Origin of the sequence: Coleofasciculus chthonoplastes PCC 7420 (genome assembly GCF_000155555.1) — a bacterium.
GTDB classification, from domain to species: domain Bacteria; phylum Cyanobacteriota; class Cyanobacteriia; order Cyanobacteriales; family Coleofasciculaceae; genus Coleofasciculus; species Coleofasciculus chthonoplastes_A.
On sequence record NZ_DS989843.1, the window covers coordinates 249,858 to 270,766 of the forward strand.

Genomic DNA, 20,909 nt, shown 5'->3' on the forward strand with positions numbered 1-20,909 from the left:
CCAGTGTCTACTGAATTCTATGTTGATGTTGGCTACAATTCAGGGAAATTCTTGCTAGCGTTAAGGTGTTAGTTGTGAGTAATCAGATACGTGAAGGAAACTAGTGGGGAGTTATCTCAAAACCAGGTTCCCTACGAGGGTCGCGAAGGGTCAAAGCTCTCTGCCTTTTGGTCGCGTCTTAAACGCATTGGTAGTTTGACCTGGAAAAATCCAGCCTTGCTAACCAGTTTGGCGGTTACAGGTGTGTTGCTGGGGACTCGCCAGTTAGCGCTTTTGGAGCCATTGGAGCTTTATGCTTATGATCGGTTGATGCAGTTGCGACCGAGTTTACCCCCTGACCCACGCCTGTTGGTGGTTGAGGTGACGGAGCAGGATATTGAATCCCTAGAGCAGTGGCCCATGACTGATGCGGTGATGACGCAGCTACTGCAAAAGCTACAGCAGCATCAACCGACGGTGGTTGGTTTGGATATGTATCGGGATATTCCCATACCTCCGGGTAACGCTGAATTAACCCAACTCTTTAACAACAGCGATAATCTCATTCCTATTTGTCGGCTAGGGAACGAAACCAAGCGAGGGACTCCCCCACCGAAAGCTGTGCCTCAGGAGCGGGTTGGCTTTGCGGATTTAGCGATCGATGAAGGGGGTGTTGTGCGTCGGGCATTGTTGTTTCACAATGCCGAAATTCCTGAAGGTTGTAGCACCCGCCTTTCCTTTAGCTTTCAGTTAGCCCGGTACTACCTAGAACAAAAAGGAATTGAACCACAAACGATTACCCAAGACGAACAAGAGTATCTCAAATGGGGAGATGTGGTTTTCAAACCCCTAAAGCCCAAGTCAGGAGGGTATCAAAAGGCGGATGCGGGTGGCTATCAACTTTTATTGAATTACCGCTCTGCGGACAAACTCGCCGATAGTGTGACCCTGACAGACGTTCTCGAAGATCGTCTTGATCCAAGCTTAGTCAAAGACCGCATCGTCCTGATTGGGATTTCTGATCCGGCAGAAAATGATCTGTTCTACACGCCCTACAGTTCCGAAGGGGAAGTTCTGCAAAAAATGCCGGGAGTAGTTGTTCATGGTCAAATTGTCAGTCAACTGCTCAGTACCGTTCTCAATGGACGCAAGCTGTTTTGGTTTATCCCTGAGTGGGGAGAAGTGGTCTGGATCGGGTTTTGGTCATTGACGGGCGCTATCCTGATATCCATCACCCACAATATCCGGCAACTGCTGCTGGCTGAGACAGTAGCGATTGGTCTTTTGGGCAGTATATCCTTGATCGTGTTTCTGGAGGCAGGTTGGATACCGGTGATGATACCCGTCGTGGGACTGGTGATGTCATCTACAGGGGTCTTGGCTTATAGCGCCTACCAAAATCAGCAAGAACGCGCCCATTTTGCCCGTCTACTCCAAGAACAGGAAAATAATCTCATTGCCCTTCAGGGTTTATTACAAGATAGAACCAGCTTTGCTCCAACCACTCAAGAGGCTGAAGATGACGATCAGACTCTGATTGCAGAACAGCAAGAGGTAACCCTAAGTGAAGAAACGGCTATTGCCCCATCGCAGCAGGATGGGGATGGAGAAACGGCAATTTGGACACCTGATGCAGCTGTGAGCCAACCCGCGCCAACGGTTAAACCATCTGACAATCCCAACCTTTTAGCCGGACGCTATAAGATTAATCGGGTTCTAGGTTCTGGGGGATTTGGTCTCACCTATTTAGCTGAAGATAGCCACAGACCGGGCAAACCCAAGTGTGTGGTCAAGCATTTAAAACCAGCCCGTCGCGATGAACGATTTCTCGCCATTGCCAGACGTCTCTTTCATACAGAAGCAGAAATCTTAGAAAAGTTAGGCAGACATTCTCACATTCCCCAGTTGCTGGCATATTTTGAAGAAAGTCGGGAATTCTATCTTGTCGAAGAATACATTAAAGGAGATTCACTCAGCGACGAGTTACCTGTAGATAAGCGAATGCCAGAAGAGCAAGTGGTCAAGTTAATCAAAGGTCTCTTAGAAATTATGGTGTTTATCCATGAACATAATGTTATTCACCGGGATATCAAACCCAGTAACATTATTCGTCGCCAAACCGATGGTCAATTGGTGTTAATTGATTTTGGGGCAGTTAAACAGATTCAACCTCAACAAAAACTGGATCAGGAACACGATACCCAGGAACATAATACGGTGGCGGTTGGTACTCGTGGCTATGCACCGTCAGAACAATACGCTGGACACCCGACTCTGAGCAGCGATATTTATGCGGTTGGGGTGATTGGGATTCAAGCTTTAACAGGCATTCCTCCTCACCAGTTAGTGCTGGATTCAGAGACCGGGGAAATTAGCTGGCGTCATTTGGCAAATGTGAGTGACGAATTCGGTGAAATATTAGAAAAAATGGTGCGCTACTACTTCATGGATCGATATCAGTCTGTGACAAAAGTGTTAGAGGATTTAAGTACCTTGTCACCTCAATCTTAGAGCGAATGCCACTGACTGGTATGCTGGTGGGTTTCGACGGTTGAGTTCGTAGTGAGGGAACTTTAGCCCTCTCCAGCTAGGCGTTAAAGCACTCTTTGTGCTTACTACAAACAAAGTCCTATTTTAACCCGGTCACGCCGCCATCGTGCGTTAGCGTTCGCGGAGCGTTCCCGAAGGGTAGCGTAACGCACCTTTGCCACGATACTGAACACTGGATTATCTTAAAATTAATCTTGACCACAGTATAAAGTGGTGAAACCCCAGTCGGGGCGGGTTTAGTGACATCCGGGTACAACCGAAAAGATAGTGGTGAAACCCGCCCCTACAGAGGGGTCAGATACCGTGAAACGTCAGCCATCAATTCCATGTTCAAGTTACTCGCTAAACTCTGGCGTTGGCTGAAACGCTGGTTTATACGTCAACCGCCGACGCCTCCACCTCCACCCACTCAACCCAGTGATTTGGACTACGAGAATGTGGTTTTAGCGCTATTGGCAGAAGTAGCGCAGGGGAAAACTTGGGGACAGTTACAGGCATTTTTGATTAGTCGGAATGTGCATCAGCAACGGCTGGCGGAGTGGTTACAGGAATTTGGTCAGCGCTGGTTGGCACAGCCAGAGGTGCATCAGGAGTTGGCGCGGCGGTTGAGGCGGTTGGGAGAGAGGGCGACTGGGGAATTGGCACGGGTGGCGCGGGAGTTGGCAGAGGGGTTGTTGGTTGTGCCGGAACCGGATAATTCTGTGATAACTGAATCGGCTATAGCGGGGGGGAATGAGCAAGGGGCGAGTTTGAGTGAGGTTGAGAAGTTGAATCAGCTATTGGCTGGTTTAAAGGGTTCTGGATATAATCAAGAGTCGGTTCCTGTCAGTAATTCTTCCACAGTTTCAGGTGCAGAGTTTTGGTTTAACCAGGGCGTCACCTTGTATGAGTTAGGAAGATATGAAGAAGCATTGGCAAAATTTGACCAGGCAATCTCTCTCCAACCTGATTACTACCACCCCTGGGATAACCGGGGTGGTGTGCTTATTAAGTTAGGACGACATAAAGAAGCACTAGCAAGTTTTGACCGGGCAATCTCTCTCCAACCTGATTACTACCAAGCTTGGCGCGGAAGAGGCGTTGTGCTGGGGATGTTAGGACGACACAAAGAAGCCCTGGCAAATTTAGACCAGGCAATCTCTCTCCAACCTGATTTCTACAAAACCTGGGACAATCGGGGCGCTGCGCTTGGTGAGTTAGGACGATACGAAGAGGCACTGGCAAATTTTGACCAGGCAATCTCTCTCCAACCTGATGACTCTTCAGCCTGGAACAACCGGGGCGTCGTGCTTTTTAAGTTAGGACGAAATGAAGAAGCACTAGCAAGTTTTGACCAGGTAATCTCTCTCCAACCTGACGACTACCACGCCTGGTTTAAACTGGGTGTTGCGCTTGGTGAGTTAGGACGAAATGAAGAAGCACTAGCAAGTTTTGACCAGGTAATCTCTCTCCAACCTGATTACTACCCAGCTTGGGACAATCGGGGCGCTGCGCTTTTTAAGTTAGGACGATACGAAGAGGCACTGGCAAATTTTGACCAGGTAATCTCTCTCCAACCTGATTACTACCCAGCTTGGGACAATCGGGGCGCTGCGCTTTTTAAGTTAGGACGATACGAAGAGGCACTGGCAAATTTTGACCAGGTAATCTCTCTCCAACCTGATTACTACCCAGCTTGGGACAATCGGGGCGCTGCGCTTTTTAAGTTAGGACGAAATGAAGAAGCACTAGCAAGTTTTGACCAGGTAATCTCTCTCCAACCTGACGACTACCACGCCTGGTTTAAACGGGGTGTTGCGCTTGGTGAGTTAGGACGAAATGAAGAAGCACTAGCAAGTTTTGACCAGGTAATCTCTCTCCAACCTGATTACTACCCAGCTTGGGACAATCGGGGCGTCGTGCTTTTTGAGTTAGGACGGAATGAAGAAGCCCTGGCAAATTTTGACCAGGCAATCTCTCTCCAACCTGATTACTCTTCAGCCTGGAACAACCGGGGCGCTGCGCTTTTTAAGTTAGGACGACATGAAGAAGCACTGACAAATTTTGACCAGGCAATCTCTCTCCAACCTGATGACTACCACGCCTGGTTTAAACGGGGTGTTGCGCTTTTTAAGTTAGGACGACATGAAGAAGCACTGACAAATTTTGACCAGGTAATCTCTCTCCAACCTGATGACTACCACGCCTGGTTTAAACGGGGTGTTGCGCTTTTTAAGTTAGGACGACATGAAGAAGCACTGACAAATTTTGACCAGGTAATCTCTCTCCAACCTGATGACTCTTCAGCCTGGGACAACCGGGGCGTTGTGCTTGGTGAGTTAGGACGACATGAAGAAGCACTGGCAAATTTTGATCAGGCAATCTCTCTCCAACCTGATTACTACCAAACGTGGGACAACCGGGGCGCTGCGCTTTTTAAGTTAGGACGATACGAAGAGGCACTGGCAAATTTTGACCAGGTAATCTCTCTCCAACCTGATTACTACCAAGCCTGGGACAACCGGGGCGTTGTGCTTGGTGAGTTAGGACGACACAAAGAAGCACTGGCAAATTTTGACCAGGTAATCTCTCTCCAACCTGATGACTCTTCAGCCTGGTTTAACCGGGGCGTTTTGCTTGGTGAGTTAGGACGATATGAAGAAGCACTGACAAGTTATGACCAGGTAATCTCTCTCCAACCTGATGACTCTTCAGCCTGGTTTAACCGGGGCGTTTTGCTTGGTGAGTTAGGACGACACAAAGAAGCACTGACAAGTTATGACCAGGTAATCTCTCTCCAACCTGATTACTACCCAGCCTGGGACAACCGGGGCGTTGTGCTTGGTGAGTTAGGACGACACAAAGAAGCACTGGCAAATTTTGACCAGGTAATCTCTCTCCAACCTGACGACTACCACGCCTGGTTTAAACGGGGTGTTGCGCTTGGTGAGTTAGGAAGATATGAAGAAGCACTGGCAAATTTTGACCAGGCAATCTCTCTTCAACCTGATTTCTACCCAGCCTGGGACAACCGGGGCGTTGCGCTTGGTGAGTTAGGACGACATGAAGAAGCACTGGCAAATTTTGACCAGGCAATCTCTCTTCAACCTGATTACTACCCAGCCTGGGACAACCGGGGCGTTATGCTTATTAAGTTAGGAAGATATGAAGAAGCACTGGCAAATTTTGACCAGGCAATCTCTCTCCAACCTGATTTCTACCAAGCTTGGCGCGGAAAAGGCGTTGCGCTTAGTGAGTTAGGAAGATATGAAGAAGCACTAGCAAATTTTGACCAGGCAATCTCTCTCCAACCTGATTACTACCAAACGTGGGACAACCGGGGTCTTGTTCTTATTAAGTTAGGAAGATATGAAGAAGCACTGGCAAATTTGGACCAGGCAATCTCTCTCCAACCTGATTACTACCAAGCCTGGTTTAACCGGAGTGCTATGCTTAGTAACTTAGGAAGATACAGAGAAGCACTGACAAGTGATGACCAGGTCATCTCTCTCCAACCTGATGACTACCAAGCCTGGCATAACCGGGGCGCTGCGCTTGGTGAGTTAGGACGATATGAAGAAGCACTGGCAAATTTTGACCAGGCAATCTCTCTCCGACCTGATGACTACCAAGACTGGTTAAACCGGGGCATTGCGCTTGGTGAGTTAGGACGACATGAAGAAGCACTGGCAAGTTGTGACCAGGCAATTTCTCTCCAGCCTGATTACTACCAAGCGTGGAGCAATCGGGGGGTTGCAGCAATGGAATCATTTGGTTATGAATATTTTTGGCAACAAAACTTTACTGACTGCTTTCGCTTAGAACGTAATAAAGCCCCTGATATCTTAATTCCTACACTAAAAGCCACGAATCGAGAACACTATCTTGCCCTATTTCAAGCCTCTCTCAACTCCAGCATTGCCTTACTCAAAGAAACTTTTACTGATTTCCCCAAGGTTACTAACCAACTTGAACAACCCCCTTCACCCCAACTCAGCCAGATAATCCAGCAACCGCCCTCCAAAACATTAATTGACCTCATCCAACAACCCCTCTCTGAGGACGTTATCACCAAGATTGCTCAAGATTCTATCAATCACCCTTCCCTGACTAATCCTCAACTAAATTTACGCGGTTACGAGGGAGCAATTGCTAGCTTTCAAACCCCACTCGATAACGTCATTCGTCGCGATACTCATCCTGAAGGCTGGGGAGTTTTACATCACCAAACTGGCAGGGCGCATTATTTCCAAGGTCGAAAAACTATTAACCCGTATTCCTTCTGGCGCAAGGCAGAAACTAGCTACAAAACCGCCCTACAAACCCTAAAGCCACCTGAATTTGAAGAATTACATTTCAAAGTTCTGCAAGATTTGATTCGGGTATTACTAAACTTAGGAGAAATTGAGGAAGCGCGAGAATTGCAGCGTCGGGGTGCTGACCTATTACAGCGCCTATTAGCTGACCCCAAACGAACTACGCCGCAAAAACAAAAACTGGCGCTCAAATCTGCCCTATTTAATCAATTAACCGTCGATTTAGCGATGCAGTCAGGAGATATTGCTGGTGCTTTAACCCTCGCCGAAACCGGAAAAAATACCTGTTTGCGTTGGTTCTTAGGATATGAGGAGGTTCCGGAACTGGATTACCGCCAGATTCAACGTCTTTTAACTCCAACGACGGCGGCGATTTATTGGCATTTGAGTCCGAGTGCGTTAACGACGTTTGTGATAGTACCTGATGCGTTGCAGGTTGTTTTAACGCAGAGGAACGCAGAGGGAAACGCAGAGGTTCGCAGAGGGTTTATAGATAGATATGAATGACCAGCGTTCTGCCTCGTTACAGCACGTTCTGGCTTGGGAAAAATGGTTAACCGAATGGAATCAATGTTATCAGGCGTATCGGAGTTCAAAGGAGAAAGCCAACGGAACCGATAAAAAACAACATCCTTGGCGTCGTCAAATGGTGGAGAGTTTCCAGGAACTCAGGGCGATTCTGAATATCTCTGGTATTATTGAATACCTACAAAATCAGCCGATTGAAAATCTTATCCTGATTCCCCACCGCGACTTGCACCGTTTCCCCCTGCACTATTTTTTCCCGAACTATACCTGTACCTATCTCCCCAGCGCTTATTCTAAATTACGGTTAATTCTGGAGGATGAGGAAAATAGGGACGATGGCGAAGAATTCCCGATTAATGACACTCCGGATAATTGTCCCCCACTCCATTCTTTATTACTGGTAGAAAATCCCAAAAGTAGACCATTCATTCAGGGAAAAGCCACACCCTTATCCGACTTACCCTTTGCTGAAATTGAAGCAGCATTAATTCGTCAGCCATTTTCCCAGGTTACGCTAATCGCCAACCCAAACGCGACTCGTGAATCCCTCTGCCAATCTCTACAAACTCCCCATCATATCTTCCACTTTACCGGACATGGAGCCTATAATTCCGTCAATCCGGCTCAATCCTGTCTATTCCTCCACGATACTGACCAATTAACATTAACCGATATTATCCATCTGGATTTGAGAGATTACTATCTGGCTTGTCTTTGTGCTTGTGAAACCGCGATGACTGGCGACGAAACCATTACCGATGAATATGTAGGATTAGTCAGCGCCTTTCTGAAAGCTGGGGTAACTTATGTGATCAGTCCCCTGTGGACAGTAGAATCAGCGGCTAGCGCTTTATTAATTGTCAAATTTTACCAGCACATTGAGGCGGGACAATCGCCCCCAATGGCACTAAAATCGGCTCAAATTTGGCTAAAAACAGCGAATTGTGAGCAACTCATTGAGTGGTTAGATCAAGTAATTCCTCAACTTGCCCAATATAAATCGCTTCAGCTTGTTCTGCAAGACCAGCGCGATTTACTAGATAGAATGGAAAATGATAATCCCCCTTATTCTCATCCGTATTACTGGGCGGCGTTTACGATATCTGGTGTTTAAGAATTAGATGGGGTTCATCGTTCATTGTTTGTAGTCAGGGCTTTAGCCCTTTATAAGGCTGTTAGACACCTAAACCTACTGCAATAATATCGTGATAATAGATCCCCCCTAGCCCCCCTTAAAAAGGGGGTAACTAGAAATTATTGGCACAGAAAAACCAGAAATTTAGGGGAAAACAGAGAAACATAAATTCTTCAAAGTCCCCCTTTTGAAGGGGGATTTAGGGGGATCTAAACTGTGAGCGCTAGTCAGATAGGTGGAGTTTTGAGATTAAGTTTACACATAAGACGTCGGTGCTACCCTACAGTTGTAGAAGTCGCAATCAATCGATAACTCAATTAAAGTAGTATTATATACTCCAATTCAATAGTCCATGATGAAAGACGCCGATATCCTGACTCTCAAAGCCTTTCTTGCTGCCCTCTGCCAACAGCGATCGCCCCTCTCTGATATAATTGAGGAAAAACTGGCAGATATTGCCCAATCCCTGGAAACCCGGATTGGAGAATTGCACGATTTGGCAATTAGCATTCCTGCCTTAAAGATACCTTATGAATCTGCCCGTCTCTTGTTAACCGATACAGCCGCAAAAGAAAAGATAGGGTTAAAATTTCTTCCGGCTGATAACGCTGACGACGATAATAATCGAGAAACCCCTAATATCACCAGAGATATCCAGGATATTATTGCCCAGATGGAATGTACTCTAGCAACAATTGAAGCTAAATTCGATCGAACCAAACTTGATCAAACCGCTCAAATCCTTTCTGATCCTAATCCGGTAAATTCGGCTAAGAATAAGTATGGAGTATGACTAATCAAAAATCAATTTTATTTCCTATAGTATTTTACAGCCTGACGCAGTACATTGAGTAGGGCGCACGTCGGTGATAGGGCGCACGTCGGTGCGCCCCTACAGCCGCGACAATGATTTTATAATTGATAACGTTATATGAACTCGTCTCCCCAACTGATTTATCCCACTGTCGATTTATTCCTCTATGATTTAGTAGACGGATTGGGACAGAGTAATGAGCAAATTCAGGAAAATCGCCGCCGTTTTTGGCAGCGCATTTATCAGGATGGTCTCAGTGATCAAAAACTCGCCGAACTCCAAGATGCTGAAATCCCATTTTCCAGTTATATCGAACTCCTAGGGGCGGAGAAAATTGAGCGGTTTAAATATCCCCTCGACGGCTATTATTACCCCGTAAAACTTGGCGATACTTACGCCCTACAAATCGACTGTTCGGGAAAAGAGAACGAACCCGATTGGGAACAACTCTCCCTAGAGGAAAAACTGGCACAAATCAAAGAGATTATCCTCGAACACACCCATAAAATTCCTGGTAAGATGGGTGAAAACTGGCTGGTTTGGGGTAAACTAGCCACAGACAATCAAGACCCAAAAGCAACAGCAAAAGATTGTTACAACGCTTTACAACTGCTTCCCCACGCCAAATGGCAACGGAACTATCAAGGACAGGGAATATTCAAAAGAGCAACGTGCTTTGAAATCGGACAAATCGACATCATTCCCGATGGCTTAAACCGCAATCAATATATCCTGATCTGCTTATTTGCTTATGATACAACCGACGCAGAATTGAAAGATATTATTGGCAGACTCTACCTCAATTTACTTCCTCTGTTCCACTACCGCAATAAAATACTGTGGAGTTATGAACAAAGCCGTCAACTGAAAAGAACACTGAAAGATTTCTCGCGGGTTACCCAAAAACTGGTTGATTCCCTACCCGATCGCCTTCATGCTTCTCCCCTAAATCTAGATGAATTGCAACAAGACTTAGCCCATGCTTTGTCGATATCCCATTACTACGAAACCAGTTTAGGTTATCTGCAAGAACAAGCCTCGAATCTAGAAATAAATACTCAAAACTACACCAAGCGAGTAGAGGCGATCGCACAACTTGACCCCAACAGCGATCTCTGCTTCCTGAAAGCGTTTGGCGAGATGGCGACGGAGAAATTTCTCAGCCACATCCACAGCGATTACCAAACCTTGAAAGCTGGATTAAATCCCCTAGAAACCTGTATAAAAACCATTGCTGGAATCATCGAAATTGAGAAAACCAAGAACGAACGCACCCTCAACCAAACCGTCGCGATCGCGAGTGTGGGAATTAGCACTGCATCACTGGCTGCGTCTGCCCTGACTGAACAAGCAGAAGGGATTGTCAAGAGTATTTTACCAGTCCCCGCCAATCAACCGACACCCGCACTAAACCATTGGGCAAATTTTAGTTTAACCTTTGGCTTGAGCGTATTGATTGGTATCGTTAGTGCTGTAATTACTTGGAGAATTTTAGATATCGGAAGGACAAGGTAATTACCTTGTTTGTTGTAACCTGAAGTTCTCCAAGTAAAAGAACAGCAGAGGGAGCTAACCTCACTTTTCACGGTATCTGGTGCCTCTGTAGGGGCGGGTTTAATTACTATCTTTTCGGTTGCACCCGAAATGTGACTCAACCCGCCCCGACTCCCCCCATCTCTAATACTAAGAAGCCCAGAGAACTAAACCAGGTTCATAGAGACTAGAAAGGTGTTTGTGTTTGGGAAATACCCGGAGAGACAAACCTTGTAAGCCACTGGCACCATAACAGATATCTGCCGTGTAGATGCTGATATTGTGTTCGTCAGTTCCTTGGTAATCCATCACCACGGGTACGCCATTAACAATTTGCCCGTCGGCATTGACTGAACCTTGGTAGAGTTCTATCTGTAAATCATCAGCCGTTAGTCCAGCGAGGTTGATCCGGCTTTTCACCGCAACCGTTTGATTGACCATCAGATCCTTGGCAGCCGCAATGTCAATGTCTTCAATTTTAATGTTGTACCACTGTTCAAATAAGTGTTGTTTCCACTGAGCAAGGGCTTTCACGGGTTGGTAGTTCTCGCTCGTCATCGCCTTGTAGCGTTCGCTAGCTGGGAAATAACCCCGCATCGCATAATCTCGCAGCATACGAGCGGTATTAAAGGTAGGACAATTAAGCCGGATTGCATCTTTCATCTTGGCAATCCACCCACGCGGTAATCCTTCATTATCGCGATTGTAGAATAGGGGGACAATTTCCTTTTCCATTAGCTCATAAAGGGCATTGGCTTCTATCTCGTCTTCGTACTCAGGATTATCGTATTCTTCCCCATGACCGATGGGCCACCCGGTTCGCACGTAATCGGCTTCGTCCCACCATCCATCAAGGATACTGACATTCATCAGACCATTCATAGACCCCTTCATTCCAGAGGTTCCGGATGCTTCACGGGGGCGACGGGGAGTATTTAACCAGATATCACACCCCGATACCATCAATCGGGCGATGTGAATGTCATAGTTGGGAACAAAGACGACAGAATTCTCCAATCCGGCTTCCCGAATTGTATGGATAATGTCGCGGATTAAATCTTTTCCAGGCATGTCTTTGGGGTGAGCTTTACCGGAAATGACAAACTGAACTTTTCGTTCTTTATTGCCTTGGATAATTTTCTTGATCCGATCCAGATCCCGCATGAATAAGTTTGCCCGCTTATATGTGGCAAACCGACGGGCAAAACCGATGGTCAAAATGCTGGGATCTAGAACCTCATGCGCCCGATCAATTTCAGCAGAGGTAGCGCCGCGATCGCGTAAATGGTATTGTAAGCGTTCCCGTACAGACATAACCATTTGAGACCGACAAGCTTGGTGATTGCGCCACAACTCCTCATCCGGAATCGAAGCCACCCGATCCCACAGGGGATCTTCTGCTTTGCGGCTTGACCAGTTCGGACCCAAATAGCGGTCATAGAGTTCCTGGTTGGCTTTTGCCACCACACTACGAGCATGAACTCCATTGGTAATTGAGGTAATCGGGACTTCATCGAGAGGCAGATCAGACCACAGTCCATGGAACATCTTCCGCGACACGTCCCCATGCAATCGGCTGACGCCATTAATAAAACTAGAGGTTTTAATGGCTAACGCTGCCATGCTGAAAGGAGATGCCAAATTCCCCGTATCTTCTCGTCCCAACCCCAGAAATTCTTCCCGCGACAAGCCAAAGATATTCGCATAATGACCCACATAGTACATTGCCTTATCGGGAGGAAATAGGTCAAATCCCGCTGAGACAGGCGTATGGGTGGTGAATAGTTGGGTAGACTGAGCCAATTGTTTGGCTTCGGCAAAGCTTAACCCTTCTTCCTCCATATATCGACGGATGCGTTCCAGAATTAAAAACGCGGAGTGACCTTCGTTGAGGTGATAAACGTTGACCTTGTATCCCAAGGCTTTTAAGGCTCTAATTCCACCAATCCCTAACATCATCTCTTGGTGAATCCGCATATCCAGATCACCCCCATAAAGTCTATCGGTGATATCTTGGTCGTAGGGATTATTGGGTTCGATGTTGGTATCAAGCAGATACAAGGAAACCGTTCCCACTTGCACGCGCCAGACGCGGGCATAAACAGTACGACCTGGATATTCGACGGCAACCCGCACTTCTGAACCATCAGCATTCCGCTCTAAGTGCAGCGGCATATTGTAAAAGTCATTAATCGGATAGCGCTCTTGTTGCCAACCATCTGCATTCAGGTATTGGGCGCAGTATCCTTCTTGATAAAGTAAACCGACTGCCACTAAAGGCAAACCAAGGTCAGAGGCAGATTTGAGATGATCGCCAGCCAGAACACCCAAACCACCGGAATATATGGGCAGGCAATCGACTAACCCATACTCGGCACAGAAGTAGGCATAGCATTCTTTTTCCTCGCTGTTGCCACGATGTTTACGATACCATGTCCGTTCCTTGAGGTAGTCGTCTAACTGTCGAGATGCCCGTTCCATTTGTGCCAGAAACCCATCATCTTCAGCCACTTCTTCCAGACGGGCTTGGCTAATCATCCCCAACGTCAAAACGGGATTATGGCGAGTCGATTCCCAGAGTTTACGGTCTAGGCGCCGGAACAAGTCTTTTGTTTCCACATTCCAGTCCCAATGCAGGTTATATGCCAGCTTACGTAAGGGTTCCAGGGCTTCTGGCAAAGCGGGAGAAACGTTAAAAGTGCGAATAGGCTGCATAAAGCGACAAAATTCTAAGTCTTACACGGATAACATTGTGTACATACTTTTACACAAAGGATGAGACTTTTAATACTGTTTTTGTAACAGACTTGGGTTTATCGATGTCAGCTTCAGGCTAAAATCCCATCAGTAAGAGGTTCAGGCTCATTTTTTGGATGATTCATGAAAAGCAGATGGCAGATGGCAGATGGCAGATGGCACAAGGAATTTATCATGGGTCTTAGGTCATGGAACTTACTCTTGACTAAAAAAGTCTGATGTGCATAAGAATGTAGGGATAATGATCCCAGGCTGATTTAGAGAAAGTGTCCTGAAAATACCGATCAAACATCCTGAGCGTGAGTAAACTTTGCCTATCAACATGGAGACCACGATTGGGTATGATTAGAAAAGTTGTTGCAAAACGCAACATAATCGCCAATTCGATGATTCATACCTCTGGGAGATATTCAAGATGCTGACACTCAAGATTGTGGTCTATATCGTTGTTAGTATTTTCGTTGCCTTATTCGTGTTTGGCTTCCTGTCAAACGATCCGGCTCGTAACCCCAAGCGACGGGATTTGGAGTAAATTATACTTTGCTTCATCCCTGAGTTTTTTAAAGGGGCGAGGCGTATCTCGCCCCGCTGTGATTAGGCGCGGTAAGGCGGTACGCTTCGGATTTGTTCCTTCGACCGTTATTGTTGAAAAATGCCCCAACCCGTTCAGCCGCCTGAAACTCCTGCCATTATTCAATCGTTAACGACTGAGGACGCTGTTGCTCCCCTTTCGTCCTCACATCTGAGTTCAGTACCGACTCGCCTTCCCCAGCAAACGCCAAAGGGACTGGCGACACCAACCCCACCCGAAACGTTACCGCCAGAGTTTTCATCAGACATAACATCTTCACAGGCTACTCTGCTAGGACAGTCGATTTCTGCCCGTTATGCGGCCCGAGAAAACCACGGAACCGAGGTGTCAAAGAGCAGAGATGGCAAGACGAGTTCAGCGGGTCATGATTTGCCGTCAAACCGCACCGGAGACTCCCGCGATCGCACGCCGCAATCCTTGATATCCAGTCCTGTGGAATCCTCACAGTTAAGTGGAAACAATGCAGAGGCTCCCAGTCAAAGGCTTCAAGGAAATGAGGTAAAAGGACATGAGGACTTTTTAGACGCACAGGATAAGATACCTGCTCACCGCTCAATAAATACGGCTAATCCACCTCAACAAAAGTTGGTCACCACCTGCGAACCAGCAGGCGAGCAGAGGAGGAATGTAGAGACGTGCCATGGCACGTCTGGGAGCAAGCTAGCAGAAGAGATGGGAACGGCGGCAGATTTGCAGCCCTGTTGCACAAGTCAATCGGAAAAAGTCCAGGCTGACCCGATCTCAACTACGCTAAATCCGTCATTGACTATAGGTCAACAACCAAGGACTAATGACCAAAGAAAAGCCGAAGAGAGTGATAAGGCAGAAGGCGGAAGGCAGAGGGCAGAAAGGATTGATTCTGATGCTTTCAGCACGAACTTAACCTCTGAGACAACAAATGCGAGTTCGGTGCGTTCTTCCGCCGTAACCCTGGAACTCTCAAACGTTGAACGTATCATGACTCAAGAGCGGGGAGGTGAGATCAGAGAGTTTGAATTTACATCTCCCCCATCCGATCCCCTAGTATTACCTAACCCAGCGATAGTCCCTGCACCGGATCTTCATCAGCGACAGCCGCGATCGCAAACCTCCCAGCCAACCCCTGATGCTTCCGCCTCAGAAGACACTGAACCTGCGGCTCCCGGTCCGATCACAGGGGTGCTGGAAGTAACCGCCGATCAACAGGAATATGATCAACAACGACAGGTGATTACCGCCCAAGGGGATGTCCTGTTGCGGTTTCGCGGCGCTTTGCTGGAAGCGGATCGCGTCCAAGTTAACCTACCGAATCGGATTTTGGTGGCTGAGGATAATGTGGTGTTGACGCGAGGAAATCAGGTTTTACGAGGTCAACGCTTTGAGTATTCCTTTGTCCAGGATAGCGGTGTGATTTTTGATGCCAGTGGAGAATTATATGTGCCGACATCAGGTACTGATTTAACCATCTTGCCCTCTCCGGCTGATCCCAATGCGCCCCAAGAACAACGACCAATTAGCGATCGCGTTCTCAGCAATCAACCCCTGCAAGACATAACCAATCCCGGCTTTTACTCCTTCTTTATCGGCGGCAGCTTTGGCACCACAACAACCGGAAATTTCTCGAATGTCGTTTCCGGTGCGCCACAGGCTGTAGGAACAATCAACCGATTCCGCTATGAAGCCGATCGCATTGACTTTGAAGGTTCAGAAGCGATCGCTCAAAATGTGCGGATCACCAATGACCCCTTTTCCCCACCTGAACTAGAATTACGAGCAGAAACGGCTCGATTTCGCCGGATTTCGCCCTTAGTGGATGAAATCGTTGCCACTCGTCCCCGGTTGGTATTTGACCAAGGGTTATCCGTACCCACATTTCGCAATCGGGTGGTAATTGATCGTCGGGAACGGGAACCGGGTTTACTTCAGTTTGGCTTCGATGATGATGATCGCGGCGGTTTATTTATCGAGCGATCGTTTAATATTGTCAATACTCCAGGGGTACTATTTAAAGTCACCCCCCAATACTTTCTCCAGAGAGCCGTCCTTGGTGAAAGAAACCCCAATACCCCAGACAAAGATGATGATGGTCTTTTAGACCCCTCCTCCTTTGGTCTCAAAGCCCAACTAGATGCCACCTTTACCCCCCAAACCACCCTACGGGCTTCAGCCACCTTCACCAGCCTTGATCCGGATGATTTTGAGGAAGAACTCAGAGCCAGTGTACGACTCCAACAGGTTATCGGTACCGATTTACCGCATAACTTGAATCTGGAATATAGCTTTCGCGATCGCCTGTTTAACGGTTCCTTGGGCTTTCAAACTGTGCAGCAGAGTCTGGGAGCGGTAATCACATCCCCAGTAATTCGCTTAGGGGACACGGGTATCAATCTCACCTATCAAGCAGGGATTCAGGCAATTAACGCTAGGACAGACCGACAAGACTTGCTACCCCCTCCTCCACGAGATAATAATCGTATTGATCTAACGCGCTATCAAGCCAGTGCTACGTTAAGCCGAAGTTTCACACTCTGGCGAGGTGAGGCTTTGCCCTTAACCCCCACCGAAGGGTTACGATATACACCAAGACCTGTGGTTCCTTTTTTGGCAGTGCGGGGAGTAGTCACCGGGGTTGCTAGCGCCTATAGTAGTGGCGATACCCAGGAATCTCTCAGTGGTACAGTTGGGCTTGTGGGTCAGCTTGGGCATTTTTCCCGACCCTATCTCGACTACACTCGATTTAACCTCAGCTACACTCAGGTTGCACGCGGGAACTTATCCCCATTTCGGTTTGACCGAGTGGCTGATCGAGTTGTGCTTTCTGCTGGCATTAGCCAACAAATCTACGGTCCGTTTCTGGCTGGTTTTCAGACCTCTTTCAATTTGGACACGGGTGAGGAAATCAGTACAGATTTATTCTTGGAGTACAGCCGTCGCACCTACAGCCTTCTCCTACGCTACAATCCAGTTCAGGAGTTAGGTTCGATTAGCTTACGAATTAATGATTTTAATTGGGCAGGGAATCCGGGACTGTTTGATGGTTCCGCCATTCGCCCCGTTGTGCAGGGAGTAACTCGGTGACATACTCCCACATCAAATCAAAAAGATTATGATGTGGGCTTCTCAGCGACTCCACCTATTGGTTAGGACATTAACTGAGCTTTATTAACGGCACGGGATGCCCCACCGCGCCGGAACAATACAAAAATGTTCAACACCAACCTGCACTCAGGTATGGTGTGGGGCTTCCGGCTAAGAAAGCTAAAGGTCATTGGTCATTGGTCATTGGTCAACGGCTGAGAATATTATCAATGGCGGCGGGATTAGAAAAATACACCCGTTGTCCATCTTGTAGTGCGAGCCAGAAAGCTCGCTACTAATACCCAATTTAAATGCATGACAGCTTATCTCCCCCAGCTCACCTAGTGCCATGGCACGGAAAGGAACATTGCTCCCCCTGCATCCCAGCTCTTGGACGGGAAACTATAATCTGAGTAGCAACCACATTGTCCCAGAAGAAGGTTAAGCTAGGGAAAAAAGGCAATCTCCATAGCTGACTTGGTGCAGAGCGCAGGCTCTTGGTAAAATAAACGGCTGATTCATTCCCCCGAAAAAATAGATATGGTATGATGATAGATTTTATTAGCAAAAATAAATTCATCAATATGGAAATTTGCCATATACCAAAAGAAAAAAGGATAATTTTCAGCTATCCTCAGCTAGCTTTGAGGTTAAAAGACGAACAAAAATTAACCCCCTTAACTTATTGTTTCTAACTCAAGCAGAAACCGGAGTACACAGAATGAGTCAGGCAGATAAACTCAAATTATTGATAGTGGACGATGAGCCTGACAATTTAGATTTATTATATAGAACCTTCCGACGAGAGTTTCGGGTTTATAAAGCGGATGGGGCGATGAGCGCTCTGAGCATTTTAGATGAACAGGGAGAAATGGCGATCATTATCTCTGATCAACGGATGCCCGTGATGAATGGTACAGAATTACTAGGGAAAACAGTTGATCGCTTCCCGGATACAATTCGGATTCTGTTAACGGGCTATACCGATGTTGAAGATTTAGTCGAAGCCATTAACTCCGGCAAAGTTTTTAAGTATATTACCAAACCCTGGAATCCGGAAAGTCTGAAAGTCATCGTTCAACAAGCAGCCGATACGTACCGAGTTCTCAAACAAAGAACTAATGAACTGAGTCGCGCTTTACGCCGCGAAGAACTCTTTAATGTCGTGACAACAGCCATTCGTGAGTCGCTAGACTATGGCAGTATGTTGCAAACCGTTGTCACCACAATTGGTCAAACCTTCGAGGCGACGAGTTGTATCCTGCAACCTGTCGATGGTAATCACCTGATTTCAGACTCATTTTCTTACCAAGCTAAGTCAACAAAAGATTCTGAATCGTTACCTGATGTTGAACCGATTGTGCAAAATGTGCTGGAAAACTGGAAAACCCAGCTTATTCAACAGCTCAGTGATGGTAATCATTCGGTGCATCTAGTTGTTCCTCTGATCTGGCAACAACAGCTATTGGGCGTGTTATCCCTTTATAAACAACAGTGTGATCAGCCTTGGATGTCAGAGGATATTAAACTCATCGAAGCTGTTGCTGAACAGGCAGCCTTAGCCATTTCTCAGGCAAAACTCTACCAACGCACTCAGTTACAAGCCGAACAGATGCGGGCTGAATTGGAGGTAGCTCGCCAAATTCAAAATAATTTGTTGCGCCAAAGTTTACCTGAGGTGGAAGGGGTCAGAGTTCAAGCCCACTGTTATCCCGCACGAGAAGTTGGCGGTGATTTTTTTGAAGTCTATGTGCATCCTCAAGGCGATGTTTGGCTGGCGGTTGGTGATGTGTCGGGAAAGGGAGTGCCTGCGGCTTTATTTATGGCAAGTGCGATTTCTATCTTGCGCCGAGAATTGGCTCAAGAAATCTCTCCCGAACCGGAGGTAGTGATGCGAAACCTGAACAGTATTATGTCAGATGATCTGTTCAGTACGAACTGTTTTATCACGATGGTACTAGCGCGGTATACGCCAACCTCGCGACAGCTTGTCTATGCGAATGCAGGTCACATTTATCCGTTGGTTTGGGCGCATCATTTAGTTGTTCAGCAACAATCTGCACCGGAATCATCTGTCACCGTAGAACCGGATTACCTGAAAACTCGGGGGATTCCCCTGGGTATTCTTCCGGAGTGGAAAGCCAAAGCCGGAACGTTGACGTTACATTCGGGGGATGTTGTGCTGCTGATCAGTGATGGGATTACAGAAGCAACGGTTAAGGACGTAAAACACGACACCCATTCTCAAAACTCTAAAAATAGTAAATCCTTGACGAATTCAATGTTGGGGACATCGGGTCTTTGGCAACTTCTGCTTCATGAGCCAGCTCCCTTTAATTTACCCCATTTATTAGTTCATATCCGCGAGGAGACTAACAACGTTCAGGAAGATGACCAAACAATTCTCTCAATGGAGGTTCTATAGTTGATGAAAACGGAGCTGCATGTACCAAGTGACTTGAAGTTTTTGACGATTGTCGAAAGCTGGTTACTGGGAAGTTTGGAAGTAGCGTTAGGAGATTCAGTGGATTGGCAACATCAATCGAGTCGGTTAAGACTGGCGTTAGTTGAAGCCTATTCCAATGTGGTGCGTCATGCTCATCGAGATCAACCCAATTTACCGATTTTGATTCGCTTGGAACTCAAAGAGCGGGACATTGCTTTGGAAATTTGGGATCACGGCAAAGGGTATGACATCACCAACTATAATCAACCCTCTCCAGAGGCGAAACAGGAAAGCGGATATGGTTGGCTGATTATGCAAAAGCTGATGGATCGAGTCGAGTATCGCTTGCAGATCAATGGTCGTAATTGTCTGAAGATGGAGACGAGCTTACCTAAGGCTGACGAATGATTAGATAATTGTATCCCATTTACGGAATGTCTGTAGTATAATATCCGAGATTACGGAAATTGTTACGAGATATTACAAAAACAGTCATAATCCTAATTAAATCTATAAGCTTTGTTAAATTTACTTGATATAGATATCTGAATCTATAGGATTTTAGATAAGTCAAGCCCTAAGAGCGACTTGACTGTCTGTATGTTAAGGATGCCCTTGTTTCGAGGACTGGTGAGCCTCCGAAACCAAGAGTTAGCTGTTAAGTTTAGTGCAACCCATCATTCCTATGACACAGCCGTTTATCTTGTCTCCCCGCTACCGATTGGATGATGATTCTCCATGGTTAGAAGGAATTGATCCATCACGCCACTATTGGATTACCATCAATGGAGATCCGGATATCCAGGTTGCGATTCCAGGATTAACGGTGTTATCACTCAAGGAATGGAAGCAAATATTATGGCGGTTCCGAAGTCTTCAACCAGGCGATCGCATGGAACTGCGGCGAATTGCCAACACCTCAACCATTCAGTGTATCAGCGCCAATTGCTACGCGATCGCAACCACGATTAACGGCGCGGCTGTCTGGCATTTGTTTGATCAAGAAGCATTAGAAAGTTTGTTAATGACAGCTCATCCCGATTGGCTTTGTGCGCCTAGAGATATTGAGTTGGGGCGTCAGTTGCTCGCTCGTTCCTGGGAGCAAGTGGCGGCTTAGTGGTCATTCGTCATTCGTCATACTCGCTCCCTTGAGAAGCAAGCTACGTCATTTGTCATCGTCATAATCCCCAGCATTCATCGTTTCAAAGTAACGCAAAATCACG

Annotated in this window: 11 protein-coding genes; 10 read left to right on the forward strand and 1 reads right to left on the reverse strand. The window is 46.8% G+C overall.

The features are described 5' to 3' along the window. Nucleotides 1-90: 90 nt before the first annotated feature. The 5 genes from MC7420_RS05015 to MC7420_RS05035 all read left to right on the forward strand — a co-directional run bounded on the left by MC7420_RS05015 (nucleotide 91) and on the right by MC7420_RS05035 (nucleotide 10,816). On the forward strand, nucleotides 91-2,490 hold the full coding sequence (locus tag MC7420_RS05015; RefSeq protein ID WP_006098935.1) for a CHASE2 domain-containing serine/threonine-protein kinase: 2,400 nt from the start codon (nucleotides 91-93) through the stop codon (nucleotides 2,488-2,490). 365 nt (nucleotides 2,491-2,855) lie between these two features. Continuing rightward, nucleotides 2,856-7,331 (forward strand): tetratricopeptide repeat protein, encoded by a 4,476-nt coding sequence (locus tag MC7420_RS34870; protein WP_006098988.1) that lies wholly within the window; start codon nucleotides 2,856-2,858, stop codon nucleotides 7,329-7,331. Next, entirely contained in the window at nucleotides 7,324-8,466 is a 1,143-nt protein-coding gene (locus MC7420_RS05025) for a CHAT domain-containing protein (protein WP_006098856.1), read from the forward strand. Before MC7420_RS34870 ends, MC7420_RS05025 begins: the two co-directional genes overlap by 8 nt. A gap of 373 nt (nucleotides 8,467-8,839) precedes the next feature. Continuing rightward, nucleotides 8,840-9,280, forward strand: a complete 441-nt coding sequence (locus MC7420_RS05030; protein ID WP_006098907.1) for a hypothetical protein — start codon at nucleotides 8,840-8,842, stop codon at nucleotides 9,278-9,280. Between the two features lie 138 nt (nucleotides 9,281-9,418). After that, complete coding sequence (locus MC7420_RS05035; protein WP_006098910.1) at nucleotides 9,419-10,816, forward strand: hypothetical protein; 1,398 nt, start codon at nucleotides 9,419-9,421, stop codon at nucleotides 10,814-10,816. A gap of 168 nt (nucleotides 10,817-10,984) precedes the next feature. On the opposite strand, the gene glgP is transcribed toward MC7420_RS05035, so the two are convergent. Next, nucleotides 10,985-13,549 (reverse strand): alpha-glucan family phosphorylase, encoded by a 2,565-nt coding sequence (gene glgP, locus MC7420_RS05040; RefSeq protein WP_006098944.1) that lies wholly within the window; start codon nucleotides 13,547-13,549, stop codon nucleotides 10,985-10,987. Between the two features lie 457 nt (nucleotides 13,550-14,006). Here glgP and MC7420_RS36555 point away from each other — a divergent pair, with 457 nt between their 5' ends. The 5 genes from MC7420_RS36555 (at nucleotide 14,007) to MC7420_RS05060 (ending at nucleotide 20,803) form a co-directional block, all read left to right on the forward strand. Further along, nucleotides 14,007-14,123 carry a photosystem II reaction center protein I gene (locus MC7420_RS36555; RefSeq protein ID WP_006099131.1) on the forward strand — a complete coding sequence of 39 codons (117 nt, stop codon included), beginning with the start codon at nucleotides 14,007-14,009 and terminating at the stop codon, nucleotides 14,121-14,123. 120 nt (nucleotides 14,124-14,243) lie between these two features. Beyond that, nucleotides 14,244-17,240, forward strand: coding sequence for a DUF3769 domain-containing protein (locus tag MC7420_RS05045; protein ID WP_006098887.1), 2,997 nt, complete (start codon nucleotides 14,244-14,246; stop codon nucleotides 17,238-17,240). A 721-nt stretch (nucleotides 17,241-17,961) separates the two neighbouring features. Then, the gene (locus MC7420_RS05050) at nucleotides 17,962-19,665 is read left to right on the forward strand and encodes a SpoIIE family protein phosphatase (RefSeq protein ID WP_006099083.1); all 1,704 of its coding nucleotides are present in this window, start codon (nucleotides 17,962-17,964) and stop codon (nucleotides 19,663-19,665) included. A 3-nt stretch (nucleotides 19,666-19,668) separates the two neighbouring features. Next, on the forward strand, nucleotides 19,669-20,094 hold the full coding sequence (locus tag MC7420_RS05055) for an ATP-binding protein (RefSeq protein ID WP_044205155.1): 426 nt from the start codon (nucleotides 19,669-19,671) through the stop codon (nucleotides 20,092-20,094). 277 nt (nucleotides 20,095-20,371) lie between these two features. Next, a complete protein-coding gene (locus MC7420_RS05060) occupies nucleotides 20,372-20,803 on the forward strand; it encodes a hypothetical protein (protein WP_044205293.1) in 432 nt (143 codons plus the stop codon). The last annotated feature ends 106 nt before the right edge of the window (nucleotides 20,804-20,909 follow it).

Excerpts from the sequence above, each read along its gene's own strand:
- MC7420_RS05045 (WP_006098887.1), top strand. The coding sequence starts at position 14,244 with ATGCCCCAACCCGTTCAGCCGCCTGAAACTCCTGCCATTATTCAATCG.
- MC7420_RS05030 (WP_006098907.1), top strand. The coding sequence starts at position 8,840 with ATGATGAAAGACGCCGATATCCTGACTCTCAAAGCCTTTCTTGCTGCC.
- MC7420_RS05050 (WP_006099083.1), top strand. The coding sequence starts at position 17,962 with ATGAGTCAGGCAGATAAACTCAAATTATTGATAGTGGACGATGAGCCT.
- MC7420_RS05060 (WP_044205293.1), top strand. The coding sequence starts at position 20,372 with ATGACACAGCCGTTTATCTTGTCTCCCCGCTACCGATTGGATGATGAT.
- MC7420_RS34870 (WP_006098988.1), top strand. The coding sequence starts at position 2,856 with ATGTTCAAGTTACTCGCTAAACTCTGGCGTTGGCTGAAACGCTGGTTT.
- MC7420_RS05025 (WP_006098856.1), top strand. The coding sequence starts at position 7,324 with ATGAATGACCAGCGTTCTGCCTCGTTACAGCACGTTCTGGCTTGGGAA.
- glgP (WP_006098944.1), bottom strand. The coding sequence starts at position 13,549 with ATGCAGCCTATTCGCACTTTTAACGTTTCTCCCGCTTTGCCAGAAGCC.
- MC7420_RS36555 (WP_006099131.1), top strand. The coding sequence starts at position 14,007 with ATGCTGACACTCAAGATTGTGGTCTATATCGTTGTTAGTATTTTCGTT.
- MC7420_RS05055 (WP_044205155.1), top strand. The coding sequence starts at position 19,669 with ATGAAAACGGAGCTGCATGTACCAAGTGACTTGAAGTTTTTGACGATT.
- MC7420_RS05035 (WP_006098910.1), top strand. The coding sequence starts at position 9,419 with ATGAACTCGTCTCCCCAACTGATTTATCCCACTGTCGATTTATTCCTC.